The organism is Microbacterium sp. USTB-Y, assembly GCF_023703415.1.
Lineage (GTDB): Bacteria > Actinomycetota > Actinomycetes > Actinomycetales > Microbacteriaceae > Microbacterium.
This window is the reverse complement of record NZ_JAGMTU010000004.1, coordinates 446,735-467,220: the sequence shown is the minus strand read 5'-3', so window position 1 is coordinate 467,220 and position 20,486 is coordinate 446,735. Positions and strand designations below refer to the sequence as shown.

Below are 20,486 nucleotides of genomic sequence, written 5' to 3'. Positions count from 1 at the left end.
GATGCTCGTCGGTGCCGGCCCGTCGACGGAGGCGGGGTCGCGGTCGGCGGCGGGGGTGGTCGCGGAGGCGATCTATCTCGGTTCCGGGGTGCGGCTGGTCGTGGATCTGGATCAGGGGCCGCGGGTCGCGGTGCTGCAGCAGAACGCTGGGGGTCGCGCGCACGGGAGCCATGGCGATCGGGTGTTCGTGTCCTGGCGGGATGCGGACGTCGTCGCCCTGGGCGACGCACCCATCGCCGAGCAGAACGACACCCCCTCCCGCACCATCCGCACAGTCGGCGCCCGTTGACGACGTCCTCGCACCCGCGAGGACGAGACACACGCAAGAGAAACAAAGGAGTATCCCATGCGCACCAGATCCTTGAAGGTCTTCGCGGCCGTCGGCCTCGCCACGGCGGTGATCGCCGCACTCTCCGGCTGCGGCACGTCCGGGGCGGGTGGCGGCGCCGCCTCCGGTCCTCTGGACAAGCTCGGCAAGAACGAGAGCACCCTGTCGGTGCTCGCCTGGCCGGGGCTTGCAGAGGACGGCTCGACGGATCCGAGCATCGACTGGGTGAAGCCGTTCGAGAAGGAGACCGGGTGCCAGGTCACCGTCAAGACCTTCGGGACCTCGGACGAGGCGTTCAACCTCATGAAGACGGGCAATTACGACGTCGTGTCGGCCTCCGGTGACGCGTCGCTGCGCCTGGTCGCCTCCGGAGTCGTTCAGCCCGTGAACATGAAACTCCTGAAGAACTACGCCGGTGTCTTCGACTACCTCAAGGACAAGGCGTGGAACACCGTGGACGGCAAGAACTACGGCGTGCCGCACGGCTATGGCGCCAATGTGCTGCTGTACGACAAGACCGCCTTCCCGACCGCCCCGACCTCGTGGGATGTCGTGTTCGACAAGGCTTCGGAGCACCAGGGCAAGGTGACCGCCTACGACTCCCCGATCTACATCGCCGACGCGGCCGTCTACCTCATGGCCCACAAGCCGGAGCTCGGCATCAAGAACCCCTATGCGCTCGACCAGAAGCAGTTCGACGCCGCCGTGCAGCTCCTCAAGGAGCAGAAGCCGAACGTCTCCGAGTACTGGGCCGATTACCTCAAGGAGGTGCAGTCCTTCAAATCGGGAAACACCGTCGTCGGCACCAGCTGGCAGGTGATGCAGAACACGCTCGAGGGCGAAGGGGGCAACACCGGAGTCGTCCTGCCATCGGAGGGCGCCACGGGCTGGAGCGACACCTGGATGATCTCCTCGAAGACGAAGAGCCCGAACTGCTCCTACGCGTGGCTCGACTACATCATCAGCCCGAAGGTCAACGCCCAGGCCACGGCGTACTTCGGCGAGGCGCCGGCCAGCCAGGCGGCATGCGACCTCCGCGACGACTGCGCCGTCTACCACGGCGGCGACGCCGACTACGCCAACAAGATCTGGTACTGGACCACGCCCATCGAGAGATGCCTCGACGGCCGCACCGACGTGAAGTGCGTCGACTACGCGGCATGGACGAAGGCGTGGCAGGAGATCAAGGGCTGATCGGCTCCGCGGGTGCGGGGCGGCGGGACAGGATCCCGGCTCCGCACCCGCTCTCCAGCCGTCTTGCATCGAACAGAGGAGTTCGTCCATGAGCAACCCCACCGCGGTCTCGCGAGCCATCGCATCACCGGTCTCGAGCCCCGCCCGGCGGCTCTCCTCCTTCCTGTACGCGCACCCGCGCCTCCGGCTCGCGCTGCTGCTCACGGCCCCGCTGTTCTGGCTCGGGGTCGTCTATGTCGTCGCGCTCGCGCTGCTGCTCGTCACCGCGTTCTGGAGCACCGACAGCTTCACCGGTGAGATCAGCACGTCGTTCACACTGGACAACGTCGTCGAGGTGATCACCGGATCCCTCTATCAGGTCGTCACGCTGCGCACGGTCGGGATCGCGCTGGCGGTCACCGTGATCGACGTCGCCCTCGCCCTGCCGATCGCGTTCTTCATGTCGAAGGTGGCCACCGTCCGCACCCGCCGGATCATGATGATCCTCGTGCTGATGCCGCTGTGGGCTTCGTACCTCGTCAAGGTATACGCCTGGCGCTCCGTGCTGTCCGATGACGGCCTCATGACCTGGTTGCTCGGCAGCACTCCCGGTTACGGCGTCCCCGCGACGATCATCGCACTCGCCTATCTCTGGCTGCCCTTCGTCATCCTGCCGATCCAGGCCGGCATGGAGAAGGTTCCCGACTCGCTGCTCGAGGCGTCGAGCGACCTCGGCGGTCGGAGCTGGCGCACGATCCGCTCGATCGTGCTCCCGCTCGCGGTCCCCGCGATCATCGCCGGCACGATCTTCAGCTTCTCGCTGACGCTCGGAGACTACATCACCGTGCGCATCGTCGGCGGCACCAGCCAGATGATCGGCAACCTCGTCTACGACAACGTCGGCAGCGCGAACAACCTGCCCCTGGCTGCCGCCATCGCGCTGATCCCGCTCCTGGTGATCTCGCTCTACCTGTTCATCGTCCGCCGTACCGGCGCCCTCGACAACCTCTAGATCCGGAGTCCCGACATGCGCCTCTCGTCATCCGCCCGCATCGCACTGGGCATCGTCTCGGGGGTGATCCTGGCGGTGGTCTACGTCCCGCTGCTCGTGGTCGTGCTCAACTCCTTCTCGACCTCCAAGTCCCTCACCTGGCCACCCCCGGGTTTCACGCTGGAGTGGTGGGGGCGGGCGTTCACGAACGCGGGCGCGCTCGAGGCGACGGGAACGAGCATCGTCGTCGCCGTCATCGCCACGGCGATCGCCCTGATCCTCGGCACCCTCATCGCCTTCGCTCTGCACCGCTTCCGGTTCTTCGGGCGGGAGGCGGTGAACATGCTGGTCATCCTGCCCATGGCGCTTCCCGGCATCGTCACGGGCATCGCGCTGAACAACTTCTTCCGCACGATCCTCGGCATCGACCTCTCCCTGTGGACGGTCGCCGTCGCGCACGCGACCTTCTGCATCGTGACCGTCTTCAACAACGTGATCGCCCGGCTCCGCCGCACCGGCACCAGCTTCGAGGAGGCGTCGGCCGATCTCGGCGCGGGCATCTGGACGACGTTCCGGTTGGTGACCTTCCCGCAGCTCCGGTCGGCGCTGCTCGTCGGCGCCCTGCTCGCGTTCGCGCTGTCCTTCGACGAGATCATCGTGACGACCTTCACCGCGGGCCAGGGCGTGACGACACTGCCGATCTTCATCATGAACAACATGCTGCGGCCGGGGCAGGCTCCGATCATCGCGGTGATCGCGGTCGTGCTCATCGTGGTGTCGATCGTGCCGATCGCCATCGCGCAGCGGCTCGGCGACGGATCCGGCGACGCGAAGAGCTGATGAGGAGGGACATCCTCGGCGGGCTTCGCGTCCGTCCCAGGCCCGTGTTGTACTATTCGACAAGCGAACAACGCTTCGTATAGCGAAAAAGGAGTCCGAAGATGATCGACAAGAGAGTGTCGACGGCCGAGGAAGCCGTGGCCGGCGTGGCCGACGGCGCCACCGTCATGATCGGCGGATTCGGCAGAGCGGGCCAGCCGATCGAACTGATCGACGCCCTCATCGCGCAGGGGGCGGGCGATCTGACGATCGTCAGCAACAACGCCGGCAACGGCGACACCGGACTCGCCGCGCTGCTCGCCGAGCGACGCGTGCGGAAGATCATCTGCTCGTTCCCGCGGCAGTCGGACTCGTGGGTGTTCGACGGGCTCTACCGTGACGGGAGCATCGAGCTCGAACTCGTGCCGCAGGGGAACCTCGCCGAGCGGATCCGTGCGGCGGGGGCCGGGATCGGCGCCTTCTTCACCCCCACGGGCGTGGGAACGCTGCTGGCCGAGGGCAAGGAAACGCGGGAGATCGACGGCCGGATCTACGCGCTGGAGTACCCGATCCGCGCCGACGTCGCGCTCATCAGCGCGCGCAGCGCCGACCGCTGGGGCAACCTCGTGTACCGCGCGACTGCTCGCAACTTCGGCCCGATCATGGCCACGGCGGCCGCACGGACCGTCGTGCAGGTCGACGAGTTCGCCGAGCTGGGCACCCTGGATCCAGAGAGCGTGGTCACGCCCGGTGTGTTCGTGGACCGGGTGGTCGCCGTGGGGGAGCGGCGCTGGCTCTGCTGCGGTGAGTTCATCGGCGGCGTCGACCTGGAGGGCGCCGCGCTGGGAGGCGCGTCCGCCGAGCAGCACGGAGGTGTGCGATGAACAAGCGGATCAGCCGGGAGGAGCTCGCCGCGCGGATCGCGGCCGACATCCCCGAGGGATCGATCGTCAATCTCGGCATCGGGGCCCCGACCCTCGTCGCCGACTATCTCCCGCGGGACGAGGAGATCATCCTGCACACCGAGAACGGCATGCTCGGCATGGGGCCGGCGCCCGAGGCCGGCTGGGTGGATCCGGATCTCATCAACGCCGGCAAGCAGGCCGTGACGGCGGTGCCCGGCGCCGCCTACTTCCACCACGCGGACTCCTTCGGGATGATGCGCGGCGGGCATCTGGACGTGTGCGTCCTCGGGGCCTTCCAGGTCGCCGAGAACGGCGATCTTGCGAACTGGTCGACCGGGGCGCCCGGGGCGATCCCCGCCGTGGGCGGGGCGATGGACCTCGCGATCGGCGCGAAGGCCGTCTTCGTGATGACTGATCTGCTCACCAAGCAGGGGGAGTCCAAGCTCGTCGCGGTCTGCACCTACCCGCTCACCGGCGTCGGCTGCGTGTCGCGGGTGTACACCGATCACGCGGTCTTCGACGTCACCGCGGACGGCTTCGCGGTTCGGGATCTGTTCGGCGACAACACCGTGACGGAACTGCGGACGATCACCGGGCTGGACCTGATCGACGCGACCGCGTCCGTCGCTGCGGGAGGACGACCGTGACCGGCACCTACATCTACGACGCCGTGCGCACCCCGTTCGGGCGCGCCGGGGGCGCGCTCTCCGGGGTGCGCCCCGACGACCTGGCCGCGGTGGTGATGCGTGCGGTCGTCGATCGCGCCGGAGTGGATCCGGCACGGATCGCCGACGTGATCTTCGGCGATGCGAACCAGGCCGGCGAGGACAACCGCAACGTCGCCCGGTTCGGGGCGCTGCTCGCGGGTTTCCCGACCTCGGTCACCGGGACGACCGTGAACCGGCTCTGCGCCTCCTCCGTCGAGGCGGTCATCCAGGGTTCCCGCGCGATCGAGGCGGGGGACGCCGAGCTGATCCTGGCCGGCGGCGTGGAGTCCATGTCCCGTGCTCCGTTCGTGGTGGAGAAGTCGCCCAAGCCGTGGCCGGCGGTCGGCAATCAGACGATGTGGAACACCTCGATCGGCTGGCGGATGACCAACCCGGCGCTGCCCCGGCCCTGGACGATCTCGAACGGCGAGTCGGCCGAGAAGATCGCCCGGGAGTGGGGCATCACACGCGAGGCCCAGGACGCCTTCTCGGTGCGCTCGCACGAACTCGCCGCTCTGGCCTGGGCCGACGGCCGTTACGACGCGGAGATCGTGCCGGTGCCGGGCTGCGAGCTCGTCCGCGACGAGGGGATCCGCGACGGCAGCACGGTCGAGAAGCTCGCCGGGCTCACAGCCCTGTTCGCCGCGGACGGCGAGGGGACGGTCACCGCGGGGAACTCCTCGCCGATCAACGACGGCGCCTCCGCGATCCTGCTCGGCGCCGAGGGAGCGCTCGAATCCGAACCCCTGGCGCGAATCACCGGCCGGGCGGCCCACGGCGTCGACCCCGATGTCTTCCCGATCGCTCCGATCGAGGCGGCGAACAAGGCGCTCGCGCGGGCCGGGAGATCCTGGGCGGACGTCGATCTCGTGGAGCTGAACGAGGCATTCGCGGCGCAGTCCCTCGCATGCGTGAAGGGCTGGCCGGAACTCGACCCCGACCGGGTGAACGTCCATGGCGGGGCGATCGCGATCGGGCATCCGCTGGGGGCCTCCGGCGGACGGATCATCGGCCACGCCGCACAGGAGCTCGCCCGCCGTGGCGGGGGAGTGGCCGTCGCGGCGATCTGCATCGGCGTGGGCCAGGGGCTGGCCGTCGTGATCGAGCGCTGATCCGACGGCCGCCCGTGCGGATCGCGCGGGTACGGACGCGGATGCGGGGGACGTTCGGCGCGCAGGCGGCTCTCGCCGTGTCGTGTAGCGTGTTGCGCAGGCCGCGCAGTGCCACAGCACGCCGCCATGTCATCTGAGAGGACCGTTGTGGCGGAGCAGAGAAGCGATCCGGATTTCGTGCAGTCGCTCGCGCGCGGTCTCGCCGTGATCCGCGCCTTCGATGCGGAGCATCCGGAGCTCGCGCTGAGCGATGTCGCGCGTCGGACCGAGATGCCCCCCGCGGCCGCGCGCCGGTTCCTGCGCACGCTGGAGACCCTCGGCTACGTGCGCGCCAGAGGTCGGCTCTTCGCGCTCACGCCGAAGGTGCTCGAACTCGGCTTCAGCTATCTGTCGGCTCTGTCGCTGCCCGAGACGCTGCAGCCCCACTTGGAGCGGCTCTCGCGTGCCGTCGAGGAGTCCGTGTCGGCGGCGGTCCTGGCCGACACGGAGATCGTCTACGTGGCTCGCGTTCCCACGCGTCGCATCATGACCGTGGGGATCACGATCGGCACCCGCTTCCCCGCCTACGCCACGAGCATGGGGCGGGTGCTGCTCGCGTCGGCTTCGGAGCAGACCATCGCCGCGGTGCTGGCCGAGGACCCTCCGCGCGCGCTCACGGAGCGGACGATCGTGGATGAGGACGAGCTCCTCGCCGAGCTCCATCGCGTACGGGCGCAGGGCTGGGCGCTGGTCGACGGGGAGCTGGAGACGGGTCTGCGGTCGGTGGCGGTGCCGGTGCGCAATCGCGACGGAGCGGTGGTGGCCGCGGTCAACGTGTCGACCAGTGCGACGCGGGATTCGCTCGACACGCTGCGCGATCATCATCTCCCGCTGCTGCTCGAGGCGCAGGCGGCGATCGAGGCGGATCTGCGGCTGCTCTGAGCTCAGAGCGGGTCGAGCGGGCGCTCTCCGCGCATGACCGGGAAGCCGTCCACATGGTCCATGTGCTGCGCGGCGATGAGGTGCTCGAAGACGATGTGGGCCTGTGCCGAGGCCACTACCGGGTCCGCCGCGATCTGCTGGGCGACGAGCTGCTGCAGCTGGTCGCTCGATGTGCAGGCGACATGCACGAGCAGGTCGTAGTTGCCGCCCATGAGGAAGACGTTCACCACGTTGACGAACTTCACGGCGCGCTCGGCGTAGTCGCGGCTGCTGCTCTGCGTGCCCGGCTTCAGACGGATGAAGACGATGGCATGAAGGTCGAGCCCGAGCGCCGTCATGTCGTACTGGGCATGCGCCGAGGTGATCACCCCCGATTCGCGCAGCGCGCGCAGGCGGGTGAGAGCCGTGGAAGGCGAGACGTTGACGCGGGCAGCGAGCTCGTTGTTGCTGATGCGCGCCTCGCGCCGGAGCTCCCAGACGATCTTCTCGTCGATCGCGTCGAGGGGTCGGGCCGATCGTGCGCGGTTCACCGTGCCTGTGCCTCCGATGTCGATGGATCCCCTTCGCCGGGATCCGCTCTGGTGAAGAATCTTCGGAGAAGTCTTGCCATGTCGAATTCTAGCGGTGCGAGGATCCTCAGAGGAGAATTTGCTGTTGCTCGCGCCACACTCGTCCGCGGGCCCTCGTCAGGACGACCTCGTCGCCGTGGGACTGCATGTCGACATCCCGCCCACGCCGCCCACCACGGCGACGTCGCACTCGAGGGTCTCCTGCAGAGGCGGCGCGAGATCCGCAGGCGAGTCGATCCAGCCCGAGAAGGTCGTGTACCCGACGTTCCGGTACAGCGGGTTCATGCCGTCACCCGCGCCTTCTTTGCGGGAGCGGCGTCGATCCGCTCACTGCGGCTGTGGAGCGCTTTGTAGCCGAAGTAGTAGATGAAGCCCTGCGTGCCCCACGTCGCCAGCGCGGCGGTGTAGAAGTAGGTGCGGTAGGCGTCGTCGAACGACCAGGGGAAGAAGTCGTACGAGAGCGCGATCACCATCGCCACCACCGTGATCAGCGTGGTGGCCACGGCCCACCCGCGTGCTCCTGTTCGCCAGATCCGGCTCGCGAAGTAGACCAGGAAGAACGAGGCGATCACGTTCATGACCAGGAAGAACGTCGCGGGCACGACACCATATGCGCCGTTGTGATGCAGCGTCACCAGGTAGCCGCCCGCGATGGCGGCGAGCGCGAATGCGCCGATCTCGTGCCAGAGGGCCGGCTTGTAGCGATGCGTCACCATCATCAGCCCGAGGATGAGGACGAGGGTGAATCCGAACGAGCGCGAGAACGCGTCGAGGAAGTAAGCGATGGTGTACATCGGGTTCTTCGGGTCCCCGCTGAAGAGCGACCAGAGCAGAAAATTCGTCGCCGAGGTGCCCACGACGAGGCTTTCGATGCCGAGGAAGTAGTTGTGGAACCTCCGAATGAACTTCACTCCGAAGACGAAGCCCACGAAGATCAGCCACGCGTCTGCGACGATGAAGAGCGTCTCGATCATGATCCTCAGTCCTTTCCGATGGTCTGACCGACCCGCGCAGAGGCCCGCGGGTCGCTGCGGACGGAGTCGTCCGCGATGCGCCGAGCGACCCGCTCTGCCGCCTGCTGGCCGGTGACGACAGCGCCGTTCATGCACCCGGACGATTCGGCCGCAGTCTCGGTGCCCGCCCACTCGACGCGCCCATGCGGCTCCGTGAGCTCCGTGGCGTAGCTCGTCAGCGCGAGCGGCGCGAGCGCAGGGTTCGGTCCGCCGGGGGCGAAGTCCTCCTCGAGCCAACGATGGTCGACGTAGTCGATCGGGTTCTGTGCCTGCGGACCGTAGAGGGCGACCATCTGCTCGATGACGCGCTTACGGCGGGTCTCCTGGTCGAAGCCGTCGAACAGCACCGCGTCGCAGAACCCGAGCAGGACGCCGGGGCCATCGTCGGGGCCGACATCGAAGGTGGCGAACACCGCGCCCGTGTCGGAGACTCCCTCACCCGAGACGCCTTCCTTGCGCCAGAAGGGGGTCTCGTAGGCGACGAACGCCTTGCTCAGCCCGCCCAGCCGCCAGAGTTTGGAAAGGCTCACCGCGCGTTCGGACAGCGCGGGCTCGAACGCGATGTCCTTGCGGTGCATCGTCGCCGTGGTCACGATGGCGTACCGGGCCGTGATCGACTCGGCGTCTGTATCGACGGTGACGCCGGTCCCGTCCTGCGCGATGCGACGCACGGGGGAGCTGAGTCGGACGCGGTCGCCGAGGTGCGCGGCGACCCGCTTGGCGATCTCCTGCGTCGTCTCGGTGATGCGATCCTGCTGCATCCCGTTCTCGACGTCGAGCATGTGGTCGAAGCCCCCCGCACCTCGGATGTACCTCAGGATCGACAGCATCGAGAGGTCATCCGGGCTGGCGCCCCACTGCACGCGACTGACCATGTTCATCAGGGCGCGGGTCGCTGCGCCGGCACGCTGCTGCCCGAGCCACTGGCCGAAGGAGATCGCATCGAGTTCCGCGGCGTTCGGCGACCGCCAGCCGGCTTCCGGGTCGATCGTGGCCACGAGCTTCTCGATCGCCATCTGGACGCGCGCCATGTTCACCACGGTCAGCGGCGACACTGGGGGGATCGTCCCCTTGTACGTGCGGCGGCGTCCGCCCATCCACAGAGTGTTCCGACCGTCCGCGAACTGTGGCGTGATCGAGCAGCCGTACCGCTGGGCGAGATCGCGGATCGCCGTGTGCCGCGGCGAGACCCAGGTGCCGCCGAAGTCGACCGGCACCCCGGCGACCTCGCCGGTGCGCACGCGGCCCCCGACCCGGTCGCGGCCCTCCAGCACGACGACCGAGAGTCCCAGCTCCACCAGACGCTCCGCGGCGCTCAGGCCGGAGAAGCCGGCACCGACGACGACGACGTCGACACTGGTTCTGGACTCAAGAGATTTCGACATGCTCTCCTCCTTCGTTGACGCGTGCTGCGTGCTGTGCGATGTACCCGGTGATCGTCTCGATCAGGGACTCGGGCATGTGGTGCCCCATGCCGGGGATGACGACGTGCTGCGCCCCGCGGATCGCCCGGACGGTCGCCGTGCCCCCGGTCTCGGCGACCATGAGGTCGCGGTCTCCGTTGATCACGAGGGTGGGGGCCGTGATCCGGCCGAGCTGCGCGGTCCGATCTCCGGAGAGCTGGATCGCCTGGATCTGGCGCGCCCCACCGGCGGCGAGGTCCCCGGCGGCGCGGTCCCAGCCCCGCGCGGCGAGGGCGGCCTCGGCGGCGTCGTCGATCGGATACCCCGTCCCCGAGATGTGCCGTGTGATCCGCAGGTGCGCGCGCACCGCGTCGGTCCTGGTGCGGGAGTCGGGCCCCATGAGGATGCGGATCGTCGACGACGCGGGCTGGCCGACCTTGCGCGCCCCGGTGGTCGAGTAGATCGACGTGAGCGACAGGACGCGGCCGGGCTCCATCGCGGCGATCGTCTGCGCGATCATCCCGCCCATCGAACGGCCGACCAGGTGCACCTGCTCGACGCCGAGATGGTCGAGCACGCCGATCGCATCCCGGGCCATGTCCGACAGCGTGTAGCCGTCGCGGCGCGGGCGCGCGAGCACTTGCCGCCAGAGCGCGGGCGGCGGCGTGGTCGCGAAGCCGGACCGGCCTACGTCGCGATTGTCGATCGAGACGACGCGGAAGCCGCGGCCGACGAGCGCGTGCACCACCGAGCCGGTCCAGAACGTGAGGTCCTCGCCGAGGCCGGCGAGGAGCAGGATCACGGGGTCGGTCCTGTCGCCTGCGTCGCGGAAGCAGATCCTCATCCCGGAGGGGACCGTGACGAACTGGTCGACGCCTTCTGCGGAGACGTCAGACATGAGCGATGTGCCCTTCGTCAACGCGACGGGATGCGGATCTCGTCCCGAAGACGAGGTGCTCGTCGAAGACCGGTCCACGCAGCGCCTTGGCGTCCTGGGGGTAGGACATCATCGTGCGCCAGGGCTTCACCATGCCCTGGCGGGGGAGGACCCTCTCGCCGCGCTTGGCATAGCCGGACTGGAGGTCCATGACGGGCCTGGTCTCCATGCCCGGGGTCGCGATCGGCACGACCGTGTCGTATCCATGGGCATCCATGTGCTTCACGAGATCGATGAAGTAGCGGCAGAGCAGGCTCACCTTGAGGGTCCAGGAGGACGTCGTGTAGCCGATGGCCATGGCCCAGTTCGGGATCCCGCTGAGCAGCGTTCCGCGATAGGCGACGGTGTCCGCCAGGTCGACCCGTTCACCGTCGACCAGGATCGGCATGCCGTCGAAGAGCTGCAGGTTGAGCCCGGTGGCCGTCACGATGATGTCGGCCTCGAGCTCCTCGCCCGAGCTCAGCAGGATGCCGCGTTCGCTGAGCCGGGTGATGCTGTCGGTGACGATGGAGGCATCGCCCGCCTTCAGGGTCTGGAAGAAGTCGCCGTCCGGAGCGGCGCACAGCCGCTGATCCCAGGGGTCGTAGGGCGGGTTGAAGTGCGTGTCGACGTCGAAGTCCTTGCCCAGTCTCTTGATGTTCTCGTGCCGGATCAAAGCGCGGCCGGCTCGCGGGAACCGGCGCAGCCCCTCGACGATGAAGTGCTCCTGCCAGATGTTCTTGTAACGCGTCGCCGCGTAGCCGCGTTTGTCGCCGAGCACCTTAGTGAGGGCGAGGGCAAGGCGGTCGACACGCGGGATCGGCATGACGTAGGTCGGCGTGCGCTGCAGCATCGTGACGTGTGCGGCGGCGCCGGGCCCCTTGGTCATCGCGGGCACGATCGTGACGGCGGTGGCGCCGCTGCCGATGATGACGACCTTCTTGCCGCCGTAGTCGAGGTCGTCCGGCCAGTGCTGCGGATGCACGATGGTGCCCTCGAAGTCCTCACTCCCCTCGAAGACGGGCGAGTAGCCCTCGTCGTACCGGTAGTACCCGGTGGCGGCGAACACCCACCCTGCCTTGATCGTCTTCGTCAGGGACGTTCCCGTCGCGGGGTCCGTCGTTCCGACGGTGAGGGTCCACCTCGAGTCCGCGGAGGCCCACTCCGCCTGGCGTACGCGGTGCCCCGTCCGGATGAGACGGGAGAGCGCGTTCTCGTCGACCGTCTCGTGGAGGTAGTCCAGGATCAGCGAAGCGTCGGCGATCGCGTTCTCGTGGCGCCAGGGCTTGAACTCGTAGCCGAAGGTGTGCAGATCGGAATCCGACCGGATGCCCGGGTAGCGGAACAGATCCCAGGTTCCGCCGATGCTCTCGCGGCCCTCCAGGACGACCAGGGACCTGCCGGGCAACTCGCGGCTGAAATACGTCGCCGCACCGATCCCCGAGATCCCCGCCCCGATCACGACGATGTCGAACTCCTCGACCACGCCGGATTCTGTTTCAGTCATCATCGACTCCTCGCACCTCGACAACTGGTGTCCACAGTCTGAACGGCGACCTGCTCCCGTCACCACGACAGGGCGCACCCGCTTCCGGCGGCACAGGTGCAGTGTGCACACGCGAGACGACGATGCGCGCACTCGTTCCGATGACATCCCGACGTGCGAGGGGCAGACTGCCGTTATGGAAGATTTGTGGCCCGAGCCGAGCCCTGCGACGGCCGCCCTGCTCCGGTCCATCTGCGAGCGGCTCCTGGCAGAGGCGGACACGATCGCCGAGGCGCTGGCGGAACCGACTGTCGTGGCTCAGGCGCACGGCAACGCCGCCCTGCTCGCGGACGCCTCGCTGCTGGCGGAGGACCGCGAGCTCAATCGCGCCGACATCGTGCACTGGCTCACCTCGAACATCCAGCACCCCGGCCAGCGCGTGGATCCCTACGTGGGCCCCCGCTCCGCGGCCTACATCGCCGATCTCGTCTCGCGCGGCATCGCTCCCGACTACGTCGCCGGGTGGCGGGCGGCGCTGGCCATCGCGTGGCGCCGCTGGCTCGAGGTGTGCGTCGCGAGCTGCGCCGATCCCGAAATCCTCGTCGAGGTGCTGGATGTGTCGGCGCACTCGCTGGTGCAGTACGCCCTCGACTCGGTGGCGGTGCTGCGCGAGGTCAGCCTGGCCGCCTCGATGGGCAACGCAGACGCCCAGGCCCTGGCCATGATCCAGCTGATCGTCGGTGGAGCGCCGATGACCCAGGACCTCGCGGAGGAACGCCTGAGCTATCGGATGGCGCGCCGGCACGTCGCACTCATCCTCTGGACCGACTCCCCCGACCAGGACGGCGCGCTGGACGAGGCGGTGGCGGCGCTGCGCACGGCAAGCCATCCGGGCACCCTGCTCGTGGCACGCGCGAGCGCGGCCTCGCGATGGGTGTGGCTGTCCGGCCCCGAGGCTCCCGACCTGCACCACGCGGAAAAGGCCGTCCTCGGCGCTACGGGCATCCGGGCCGCCCTCGGCCGGCCCGGGGAGGGGCTCGAGGGGTTCCGCTCGAGCCATCAGGACGCGCTCGCGGCGCACGTGATGCTCATGCGGCTGCAATCGGATCGCCGGTTCACGGCCTATGCCGACGTCGAGCTCATCGACAGCCTCACCAAGGATCGCGCCGGTGCGCAGCGGTTCGTGACGAAGACCCTCGGGTCGCTGGCCACGGCGGATGAGACCCTGCGGGAGGCGCTGCTGACCTATGTGCAGTGCGGCTTCAACACCACGCGGGCGGCGGCACGGCTCTACCTGCACCGGAACACGGTCGAGCGCCGGGTCTCCCGGGCCAACGAGCTCTCCGTGGTCACCGTGGAGGACAACCCCACCCACGTCGCGGCGGCGCTGCTGGTGCTCGAACTCGCGCCCGGTCTCGCGGCCCTCTCCGACTGACGCCCTCGGCGAGGGCAGCCCCCGGTGCCGGGTATCGGCGCGGGTGCACGGTGCACCTCGTTCGTCGCAACCAGGTGCGGCCTGTCGTGGTGATCGGATCCCCCTCGGATCAGACTGTCTCCACCAGATCTGCGGGACGCGGAATCACCCGGTCCGTATGCCGTCACTGTCGACGCACTCGCGCCCCTGCGCGCGTGGCGAGCAGGTCGTGCCTCACCGCCGCAGTGACCCCGAGGTCATCTGGTCCAGCACTCGACGAGGAGGCACGACCATGACCGAACTCTCCGATCCCCACAGCGTGCCGAAGCGGGTGGGGCCGCTCTGGATGACCTTGTTCACGCTCGCCTGGCTGGCGATCTGGACGATCCAGTTCACTCCGATCCAGCTTCTGCTCCCGTTGCAACTGGACACCGGAACCCGGGGTGAGGACTGGATCGGCGGGGTCGTCTGGTCCGGCGCCGTGCTCTCCGCAGGGGGGATCATCGGCGTCGTCGCGGCTCCGCTGGCCGGCCGCTGGTCGGACCGCACCCGTTCCCGCTGGGGGCGTCGTCGGCCCTGGGCGATCGGGGGATCCCTGCTCTCGGCGGCCGGTCTGGTGCTGACCGGCCCCGCATCCGGCCCCGTGGCGGTCGGCGGCGCCTGGATCCTGGTCTCCGTGGGGATCTCGGTCGCCGCGACGGCGCTCACCGCGATGATCGCCGATCAACTGCCCGACACCCAGCGGGGCGCGGCATCGGCTGCCGCCAGCTCGGCGCAGGCACTCGGCGTCGTCGTGGGGATCGGCGCCATCGTGCTGATCGGGCTCGGGATCTTCGAGTCGTACCTGGTGCTCGCGGCGCTCATCCTCGTGGTCGGCGTCGTCACCGCTCTGTGGCTTCCGGACGAGCCCGCGCACCGGATGGTCGCTCCCGTCCGGGGCCCGGCCGCCGGTCGCCGGTCGTCGCTGCGCGATCGGGACTTCCTGTGGCTGGTGGGCAGCCGCCTGGTCGTGAACATCGGCAACGCCTTCGGCACCGTGCTGCTGCTGTTCTTCCTGCTGTACGGGGTGAAGGTTCCTGCAGCGGAGGCGGAGGACGACCTGTTTCTCCTCATCATCGTGTACACGGTGTTCAGCGTGATCGCCGCGATCCTCGCCGGCATCGTCTCCGACCGGGTCCGCGCCGAGCCGATGCGCCGACGGCGCGGGCTGACGGCGATGTCCGCCCTGTTCGGCACGGTCTGGGGCGCGGTGATCCTGATCAGCCCCTCCCTGTTCATGACCATGATCGCCGCGGCGCTCATGGGGACCGGCTATGGCGCCTACACGACCGTGAGCCTGGCCCTCGCGACCGACCTGCTCAAGGATCCCGAGGATCACGCTCGCGATCTCGGGATCGTGAACGTGTCCGCTCAGCTCGGGCAACTGGTGGCACCGCTGCTCGGCGCCGGGCTGGTGGCCCTCGTCGGAGGGTTCTGGCTGCTGTTCACCGGAGGCATCGTGCTGTCCGCGGCGGGAGCTCTCATGACCTACGGCATCCGGCTGAAGGCCCCGCTGACACCGGTGCTCGCCGTGGCGGCCCGGTGATGCCGAACCCACGATCACGGTCGCGGTCCGTTCGACGCCGCGATCCCGCAGAGGAGGATCACTCATGACCATGCTTTCGGAGCCGCATGCCGGCATTACGTCGAAGCGGGTCGGTCCGCTCTGGATGACCTTGTTCACGCTCGCCTGGCTGGCGATCTGGACGATTCAGCTCACCCCGATCGAGCTCTTGCTGCCCTTGCAGCTGGATTCCGGCAGCGGGGGCGACGACTGGATCGGAGGGGTGCTGTGGGCCGGCATGGTGCTGTCCGCAGGCGGACTCTTCGGCGTCGTCGCGGGACCGCTGGCCGGTCGCTGGTCGGACCGCACCCGTTCCCGCCGGGGGCGTCGTCGGCCCTGGGCGATCGGCGGGTCCGTCCTCGCAGCGATCGGACTGGTCCTCACCGGGCTCGCGTCGGGACCCCTGCCGATCGGCGCCGCGTGGATCGTGGTGTCGGTCGGGATCTCGGTCGCCTCGGCCGCGCTCACCGCGATGATCGCGGATCAGCTCCCCGACACGCAGCGCGGCGCGGCATCGGCGTCGGCGAGCTCGGCCCAGGCGCTCGGCGTGGTGGTGGGGGTCGGAACCGTCGTGCTGATCGGGCTCGGGATCTTAGAGTCGTACCTGGTGCTCGCGGCGCTCATCGCCGTGATCGGCGTCGTCACCGCCCTGGGGCTTCCGGACGAGCCCGCGCACCGGATGGTCGCGTCGGTCCGGAGCCCGGCCGCTCGGCGCCCGTCGTCGCTGCGCGATCGGGACTTCCTGTGGCTGCTGAGCAGCCGCGTGGTCGTGAACATCGGCAATGCCATCGGCACCGCGCTGCTGCTCTTCTTCCTTCTCCATGGTGTGAAGGTGCCCGCGGCCGAGGCGCAGGACGACCTGCTGCTGCTCATCGTCATCTACACGGTGTTCGTCGTCGTCTCCTCGATCGTCACGGGAAGGGTGTCCGACCGCGTCACGGCGGATCCGGTGCGCCGGCGCCGCACGCTCACCGTCCTGTCGGCGCTGTTCGGCACCCTCTGGGGCGTGGTGATGCTCGTCAGTCCCTCCCTGGTCATGACCATGATCGCGTCCGCGCTCATGGGCGTGGGCTACGGCGCCTACATGACCGTGAGCCTCGCGCTCGCCACGGATCTGCTCAAGGATCCGGAGGATCACGCGCGGGACCTCGGGCTCGTGAACGTCTCCGCTCAGCTGGGCCAGCTGCTGGGGCCGCTGGTCGGCGCCGCGCTCGTGGCGCTCGTGGGCGGATTCTGGCTCATGCTGGTCGCCGCCGTCGCGCTGTCCGCGGTGGGCGCGCTCATGACGTACGGGATCCGGGTCTCGCCTCGAGACCTCCCCGCCTCCGTGGCTCGGTGAGCCGCCGGACGGCCGGGCCGAGCGCGGACGCCGCGCTGCGGCCCGCGCCGCTCTGTCGCTCGGGACGCGCGGGGAATACCGTGGAGGCAGGCGGCGCTGTGCCCTGAGCGGATGGCGCTCGCCGTCCGCGACCGGGCGAGAGGAGACAGCGCATGGAAGGTCTCGAGGTCACGGTCCTGCTGGGGCTGACGATCCTGACGGGGGCGCTGCTCGCGCCGCGGCTGCGGCTGGCGCTGCCGCTCGTGCTCGTCGTCCTCGGGCTCGCGCTGGGCTTCGTCCCGGCGCTGCGGGAGATCCAGCTGCCGCCGGAGACCGTGCTGCTGCTGTTCCTGCCCGTGATGCTGTTCTGGGAGAGCCTCACCACCTCGCTGCGCTCGATCCGCCGCGACTTCCGCTACATCCTGCCGATGAGCACGCTGCTCGTCGTGGCGTCGGCGTTCGCCGTGGCCGGCATCGGAATCCTGTTCGGCCTGCCCTGGGAGACCGCGCTGATCCTCGGCGCGGCGGTCGCCCCGCCGGACGCGACCGCCGTCGCCGCGCTCGGGCGGATGCTGCCGCGGCGCATGTTCATGAAGCTCAAGGCGGAGAGCCTCACCAACGACGGCACCGCGCTCGTGCTGTACGCGATCGGGCTCTCCCTCGCCGTCGGAGGGCACATCACCCCGCTCAGCGTGACCTGGACCGTCGTCGTCTCCTACGCGGGCGGCATCGCCGCGGGCGTGGCCGTGGCGGCCCTCGGCTACCTCCTGCTGCGCGCGATCGGATCCACGATCGTCATCAACACCACGCTGCTGCTCATCCCGTTCGTGGCCTTCCTGCTCGCCGAGCTCATCGGGGCATCCGGCGTGCTCGCGGTCGTGGTCGCCGGCGTGATCATCGCCTACGTGTCGCCGACGGTGACGACCGCGCCGTCGCGTCGTCAGGCGGAATCGGCCTGGCCGTTCGGAGTGTTCCTCCTCAACGGCGCCCTCTTCGTGCTGATCGGTCTCGAGGTGCAGTACGTCGTGCATCAGATCTCGGCCGGCGCGATCGGGCGCCTGGTGCTCGTGACCGTCGCCGTGTGGGTCGCGCTGCTCGTCGTGCGGTATCTGTTCCAATTGCTCAGCGTGCCGTTCTACGGCCGCAGCGGACCGCGCCCGCCGCGCGGCGTGCGGGCGCGGTCGCGGGTGCTCAGCACCTTCGCCGGCATGCGCGGCGCGGTGTCCCTCGCGATCGCGCTGTCCGTCCCCGCTGGCGCCGTGGCCGGGGGCGCGCTCGACGGCCGCGACGAGATCGTGTTCGTCACCGCAGGGGTGATCCTGCTCAGCCTGCTGGTGCAGGGGATGCTGCTGCCGGCGATCGTGCGCTGGGCGCGCATCCCCGCGGATCAGGGCGAGGTCGAGGAGTACGAGCTCGCCGAGCGCACCATCTCGGGCGCCGCGCTCGCCGCCCTCGACGACCTCGCCGTGCAGCACGAGATCAGCGACGAGGTGCGCGATCGGATCCGCTTCGAGGGCTATCAGATGCTGGAGTACACGAACGCGCGCACGCTCGCCCGCGAGCAGGCGCTGGTCGACGCCGAGGTGCGGGCGCTCGACGAGATGCTCGGCCAGCCCGACCCGCTGGCCGCCGGGACCGACGCCCGCGAGGACGGAGCGGATCCGCTCGCCGCGGGCACGGCCTCCGGCGCCGCCGACGAGGATCCGATCTCCGACGGCGCGGGCGGATCCGGCCGGCGCCGGACCGTCATCGAGGGCGCGACGCTGCAGATGATCGCGACCTCCGAGGACGTCGACGTCCTGCAGCGCTCGCCGCTGGTCCGGCACGACGAGCTCACCCGGCTCAAGCTGGCGCTGCTCGACCGCAAGCGCGAGGTGCTGCTGGGCCTGCGGCGCTCCGGCACCGTCGACGACGTGATCGTGCGCCGGATCTCGGCGCGGCTCGACCTCGAGCAGCTCCGTCTGCAAGGGCTGGAGGACTTCGACTGAGTGCTTCCGCCGGGTCGTGATCCGGGCCGGACGCGGTCGTACCCCGGTATCGGCATGGGCGGGGAGGATCACTCTGCAGAGGGACGCGTACGACGGCGGCCTCGACCTACCGTGAGGTCATGGTCGACGTCCTGAGCTCCTTCCTGGTCACCCCCTGGGCTCCGCTGCTGATCCTGCTGTTCTGCTTCCTGGACGGGTTCTTCCCGCCTGTGCCGAGCGAGACGGTGGTGGTCGGCGCGCTCTCGCTGGCCTTCGCGACGGGAGCCGCGGCCACCCCGACCGCGCTCCTGATCCTGCTCGCCGCCGGGATCGGCGCGGCGGCCGGCGACAGCGCCGCCTACGCCATCGGACGCCGCGTGGGCACCGCGCGATGGGCGTGGATGCGTCGCCCGCGCGTGCGATCCGCGCTGACCTGGGCGGGGGAGCGGCTCGCCCTTCGCCCGGCCATCCCGCTGCTCGTCGCGCGGTACATCCCGGTGGGGAGAGTCGCGGTGAACATGACCGCGGGGGCGACGCGGCTGCCGTATCGCCGCTTCCTGCCGCTGTCCCTCGTCGCGGCCGTCGGCTGGGTGGGCCTCAGCGCGTTGATCGCCTCGGTCGCCTCAGCGTGGCTCGGGCACTCGCCCCTGCTCGCCGCGGTCGTCGGGGTGGTGCTCTCGCTCCTGCTCGGAGTGCTGATCGATCTCGGATCCCGCCTCGTCCGCCGTCTGCGCAGCCGGTCGGCGGCGCCGGCGACCTCCCGCGAGACGGAGCGACCCGCCCTCGTCGTCGCCGGGGGTCGCACCGAGCTGTGACGTCGTGTGACGAATCGATTCGGGGCGCGCTCGGCCAGGCTCTTACCGTGGTGGCGTCCCCCAAGAGAGGAACCCACCGCACATGTCCCGCAAGCTCACCACCGCGCTCGCCGCCGCCACCGCGGCCGCCGCGCTCGTCTTCTCCCTCGTCGGCTGCTCGTCGGCGTCGAACGCCGGATCCGACCCGACCGCCGAGACCGGCAAGACGGTCAAGGTCGGCGTCGTCGGCAAGAGCGACCCGCAGTGGCCCGCGTTCGTCGAGGCCGCGAAGAAGGAGGGCATCACCGTCGAGCTGGTGGACTTCGGCTCGTACGAGCAGCCCAACCCGGCGCTCTCCGAGGGCGAGATCGACCTCAACCAGTTCCAGCACATCGTGTACCTCGCGCAGTACAACGTGAAGTCGGGCAAGGACCTGCAGCCGGTCGGCTCGACCGCGATCTACCCGCTGGGCCTGTACTCGAAGAAGTACAAGAGCGTGAAGGACATCCCCGCGGGCGAGACCGTCGCGGTGCCGGATGACGCGTCCAACCAGGCGCGCGGGCTGCTCGTCCTGCAGTCGGCCGGCCTCATCACGCTCAAGAGCGGCGGCTCGATCTTCTCCGATCTCGCCGACGTCGACACGGCGAAGTCGAAGGTCAAGGTCACCGCGCTCGAGGCCGCGCTGATCCCGACGTCGCTTCCGGACGTCGCCGCCGCGATCATCAACAACGACTTCGTCAAGGACGCAGGGCTCACCTTCAAGGACGCCATCGCCCAGGACGACCCGAAGGATCCCAACGCGCTCCCGTACGTGAACATCTTCGCGGCGCCGGCCAAGGAGAAGGACAACGCGACCTACCAGAAGCTGGTCGAGATCTTCCAGACGGACGAGGCCGTGCAGAAGGGCCTCGCGAAGGCCTCGGGCGACACCGGCGTTCCGCTGAAGATCGCGCCCGCCGAGCTCCAGAAGACCCTGACCAAGGTCGAGGCCGACGTCACGGCCCACAAGGGCTGAGTCGACCACGCGAGAGGATCGGGCGGCGCGTT

20 protein-coding genes are annotated in these 20,486 nt (G+C 69.4%); 14 read left to right on the top strand and 6 right to left on the bottom strand.

What is annotated here, in order from left to right; all coding sequences use genetic code 11:
- The 8 genes from J8G10_RS12815 to J8G10_RS12780 form a co-directional block, all read left to right on the top strand.
- A partial coding sequence (locus J8G10_RS12815) for a TOBE domain-containing protein (protein WP_251445365.1) occupies positions 1-289 on the top strand: 289 nt, incomplete at its 5' end.
- Positions 290-346: 57 nt separating this feature from the next.
- On the top strand, positions 347-1,522 hold the full coding sequence (locus J8G10_RS12810; RefSeq protein WP_251445362.1) for an ABC transporter substrate-binding protein: 1,176 nt from the start codon (positions 347-349) through the stop codon (positions 1,520-1,522).
- 88 nt (positions 1,523-1,610) lie between these two features.
- Positions 1,611-2,513 (top strand): ABC transporter permease, encoded by a 903-nt coding sequence (locus J8G10_RS12805; protein WP_251445359.1) that lies wholly within the window; start codon positions 1,611-1,613, stop codon positions 2,511-2,513.
- 15 nt (positions 2,514-2,528) lie between these two features.
- Positions 2,529-3,332 (top strand): ABC transporter permease, encoded by an 804-nt coding sequence (locus J8G10_RS12800; protein WP_251445356.1) that lies wholly within the window; start codon positions 2,529-2,531, stop codon positions 3,330-3,332.
- 101 nt (positions 3,333-3,433) lie between these two features.
- Positions 3,434-4,195 (top strand): 3-oxoacid CoA-transferase subunit A, encoded by a 762-nt coding sequence (locus J8G10_RS12795; protein WP_251445353.1) that lies wholly within the window; start codon positions 3,434-3,436, stop codon positions 4,193-4,195.
- Entirely contained in the window at positions 4,192-4,863 is a 672-nt protein-coding gene (locus J8G10_RS12790; protein ID WP_251445350.1) for a 3-oxoacid CoA-transferase subunit B, read from the top strand. Before J8G10_RS12795 ends, J8G10_RS12790 begins: the two co-directional genes overlap by 4 nt.
- Positions 4,860-6,035, top strand: coding sequence for a thiolase family protein (locus tag J8G10_RS12785; protein ID WP_251445347.1), 1,176 nt, complete (start codon positions 4,860-4,862; stop codon positions 6,033-6,035). The genes J8G10_RS12790 and J8G10_RS12785 overlap by 4 nt, the downstream gene beginning before the upstream one ends.
- A gap of 126 nt (positions 6,036-6,161) precedes the next feature.
- On the top strand, positions 6,162-6,956 hold the full coding sequence (locus tag J8G10_RS12780; protein WP_251445344.1) for an IclR family transcriptional regulator C-terminal domain-containing protein: 795 nt from the start codon (positions 6,162-6,164) through the stop codon (positions 6,954-6,956).
- Between the two features lie 2 nt (positions 6,957-6,958).
- Here the strand turns inward: J8G10_RS12780 and J8G10_RS19570 are convergent, their stop codons facing one another.
- The 6 genes from J8G10_RS19570 to J8G10_RS12750 form a co-directional block, all read right to left on the bottom strand.
- Complete coding sequence (locus J8G10_RS19570; RefSeq protein ID WP_251445341.1) at positions 6,959-7,486, bottom strand: Lrp/AsnC family transcriptional regulator; 528 nt, start codon at positions 7,484-7,486, stop codon at positions 6,959-6,961.
- 156 nt (positions 7,487-7,642) lie between these two features.
- Entirely contained in the window at positions 7,643-7,810 is a 168-nt protein-coding gene (locus tag J8G10_RS12770) for a hypothetical protein (protein ID WP_251445339.1), read from the bottom strand.
- Positions 7,807-8,499, bottom strand: coding sequence for a hypothetical protein (locus tag J8G10_RS12765; protein ID WP_251445337.1), 693 nt, complete (start codon positions 8,497-8,499; stop codon positions 7,807-7,809). The genes J8G10_RS12770 and J8G10_RS12765 overlap by 4 nt, the downstream gene beginning before the upstream one ends.
- A gap of 5 nt (positions 8,500-8,504) precedes the next feature.
- Positions 8,505-9,923 carry an FAD-dependent oxidoreductase gene (locus J8G10_RS12760; RefSeq protein WP_251445334.1) on the bottom strand — a complete coding sequence of 473 codons (1,419 nt, stop codon included), beginning with the start codon at positions 9,921-9,923 and terminating at the stop codon, positions 8,505-8,507.
- Complete coding sequence (locus tag J8G10_RS12755; protein ID WP_251445332.1) at positions 9,907-10,839, bottom strand: alpha/beta fold hydrolase; 933 nt, start codon at positions 10,837-10,839, stop codon at positions 9,907-9,909. The genes J8G10_RS12760 and J8G10_RS12755 overlap by 17 nt, the downstream gene beginning before the upstream one ends.
- On the bottom strand, positions 10,832-12,364 hold the full coding sequence (locus tag J8G10_RS12750) for an NAD(P)/FAD-dependent oxidoreductase (RefSeq protein ID WP_251445329.1): 1,533 nt from the start codon (positions 12,362-12,364) through the stop codon (positions 10,832-10,834). The genes J8G10_RS12755 and J8G10_RS12750 overlap by 8 nt, the downstream gene beginning before the upstream one ends.
- A gap of 175 nt (positions 12,365-12,539) precedes the next feature.
- On the opposite strand from J8G10_RS12750, the gene J8G10_RS12745 reads away from it, so the two are divergent.
- The 6 genes from J8G10_RS12745 (at position 12,540) to J8G10_RS12720 (ending at position 20,454) form a co-directional block, all read left to right on the top strand.
- Positions 12,540-13,778, top strand: a complete 1,239-nt coding sequence (locus J8G10_RS12745) for a CdaR family transcriptional regulator (protein WP_251445326.1) — start codon at positions 12,540-12,542, stop codon at positions 13,776-13,778.
- A 271-nt stretch (positions 13,779-14,049) separates the two neighbouring features.
- The gene (locus tag J8G10_RS12740) at positions 14,050-15,342 is read left to right on the top strand and encodes an MFS transporter (RefSeq protein WP_251445323.1); all 1,293 of its coding nucleotides are present in this window, start codon (positions 14,050-14,052) and stop codon (positions 15,340-15,342) included.
- 64 nt (positions 15,343-15,406) lie between these two features.
- Complete coding sequence (locus J8G10_RS12735; protein ID WP_251445321.1) at positions 15,407-16,699, top strand: MFS transporter; 1,293 nt, start codon at positions 15,407-15,409, stop codon at positions 16,697-16,699.
- 152 nt (positions 16,700-16,851) lie between these two features.
- Positions 16,852-18,666 carry a Na+/H+ antiporter gene (locus tag J8G10_RS12730; protein WP_251445318.1) on the top strand — a complete coding sequence of 605 codons (1,815 nt, stop codon included), beginning with the start codon at positions 16,852-16,854 and terminating at the stop codon, positions 18,664-18,666.
- Between the two features lie 119 nt (positions 18,667-18,785).
- Positions 18,786-19,460, top strand: a complete 675-nt coding sequence (locus tag J8G10_RS12725) for a DedA family protein (protein ID WP_251445315.1) — start codon at positions 18,786-18,788, stop codon at positions 19,458-19,460.
- 82 nt (positions 19,461-19,542) lie between these two features.
- Positions 19,543-20,454: a MetQ/NlpA family ABC transporter substrate-binding protein gene (locus tag J8G10_RS12720; protein ID WP_251445312.1), complete on the top strand. Its 912-nt coding sequence runs from the start codon at positions 19,543-19,545 to the stop codon at positions 20,452-20,454.
- The last annotated feature ends 32 nt before the right edge of the window (positions 20,455-20,486 follow it).

Excerpts from the sequence above, each read along its gene's own strand:
- J8G10_RS12730 (WP_251445318.1), top strand. The coding sequence starts at position 16,852 with ATGGAAGGTCTCGAGGTCACGGTCCTGCTGGGGCTGACGATCCTGACG.
- J8G10_RS12780 (WP_251445344.1), top strand. The coding sequence starts at position 6,162 with ATGTCATCTGAGAGGACCGTTGTGGCGGAGCAGAGAAGCGATCCGGAT.
- J8G10_RS12760 (WP_251445334.1), bottom strand. The coding sequence starts at position 9,923 with ATGTCGAAATCTCTTGAGTCCAGAACCAGTGTCGACGTCGTCGTCGTC.
- J8G10_RS12790 (WP_251445350.1), top strand. The coding sequence starts at position 4,192 with ATGAACAAGCGGATCAGCCGGGAGGAGCTCGCCGCGCGGATCGCGGCC.
- J8G10_RS12720 (WP_251445312.1), top strand. The coding sequence starts at position 19,543 with ATGTCCCGCAAGCTCACCACCGCGCTCGCCGCCGCCACCGCGGCCGCC.
- J8G10_RS12765 (WP_251445337.1), bottom strand. The coding sequence starts at position 8,499 with ATGATCGAGACGCTCTTCATCGTCGCAGACGCGTGGCTGATCTTCGTG.
- J8G10_RS12725 (WP_251445315.1), top strand. The coding sequence starts at position 18,786 with ATGGTCGACGTCCTGAGCTCCTTCCTGGTCACCCCCTGGGCTCCGCTG.
- J8G10_RS12770 (WP_251445339.1), bottom strand. The coding sequence starts at position 7,810 with ATGAACCCGCTGTACCGGAACGTCGGGTACACGACCTTCTCGGGCTGG.
- J8G10_RS12810 (WP_251445362.1), top strand. The coding sequence starts at position 347 with ATGCGCACCAGATCCTTGAAGGTCTTCGCGGCCGTCGGCCTCGCCACG.
- J8G10_RS12735 (WP_251445321.1), top strand. The coding sequence starts at position 15,407 with ATGACCATGCTTTCGGAGCCGCATGCCGGCATTACGTCGAAGCGGGTC.
- J8G10_RS12750 (WP_251445329.1), bottom strand. The coding sequence starts at position 12,364 with ATGACTGAAACAGAATCCGGCGTGGTCGAGGAGTTCGACATCGTCGTG.
- J8G10_RS12755 (WP_251445332.1), bottom strand. The coding sequence starts at position 10,839 with ATGTCTGACGTCTCCGCAGAAGGCGTCGACCAGTTCGTCACGGTCCCC.
- J8G10_RS12795 (WP_251445353.1), top strand. The coding sequence starts at position 3,434 with ATGATCGACAAGAGAGTGTCGACGGCCGAGGAAGCCGTGGCCGGCGTG.
- J8G10_RS12745 (WP_251445326.1), top strand. The coding sequence starts at position 12,540 with ATGGAAGATTTGTGGCCCGAGCCGAGCCCTGCGACGGCCGCCCTGCTC.
- J8G10_RS12800 (WP_251445356.1), top strand. The coding sequence starts at position 2,529 with ATGCGCCTCTCGTCATCCGCCCGCATCGCACTGGGCATCGTCTCGGGG.
- J8G10_RS12740 (WP_251445323.1), top strand. The coding sequence starts at position 14,050 with ATGACCGAACTCTCCGATCCCCACAGCGTGCCGAAGCGGGTGGGGCCG.
- J8G10_RS12805 (WP_251445359.1), top strand. The coding sequence starts at position 1,611 with ATGAGCAACCCCACCGCGGTCTCGCGAGCCATCGCATCACCGGTCTCG.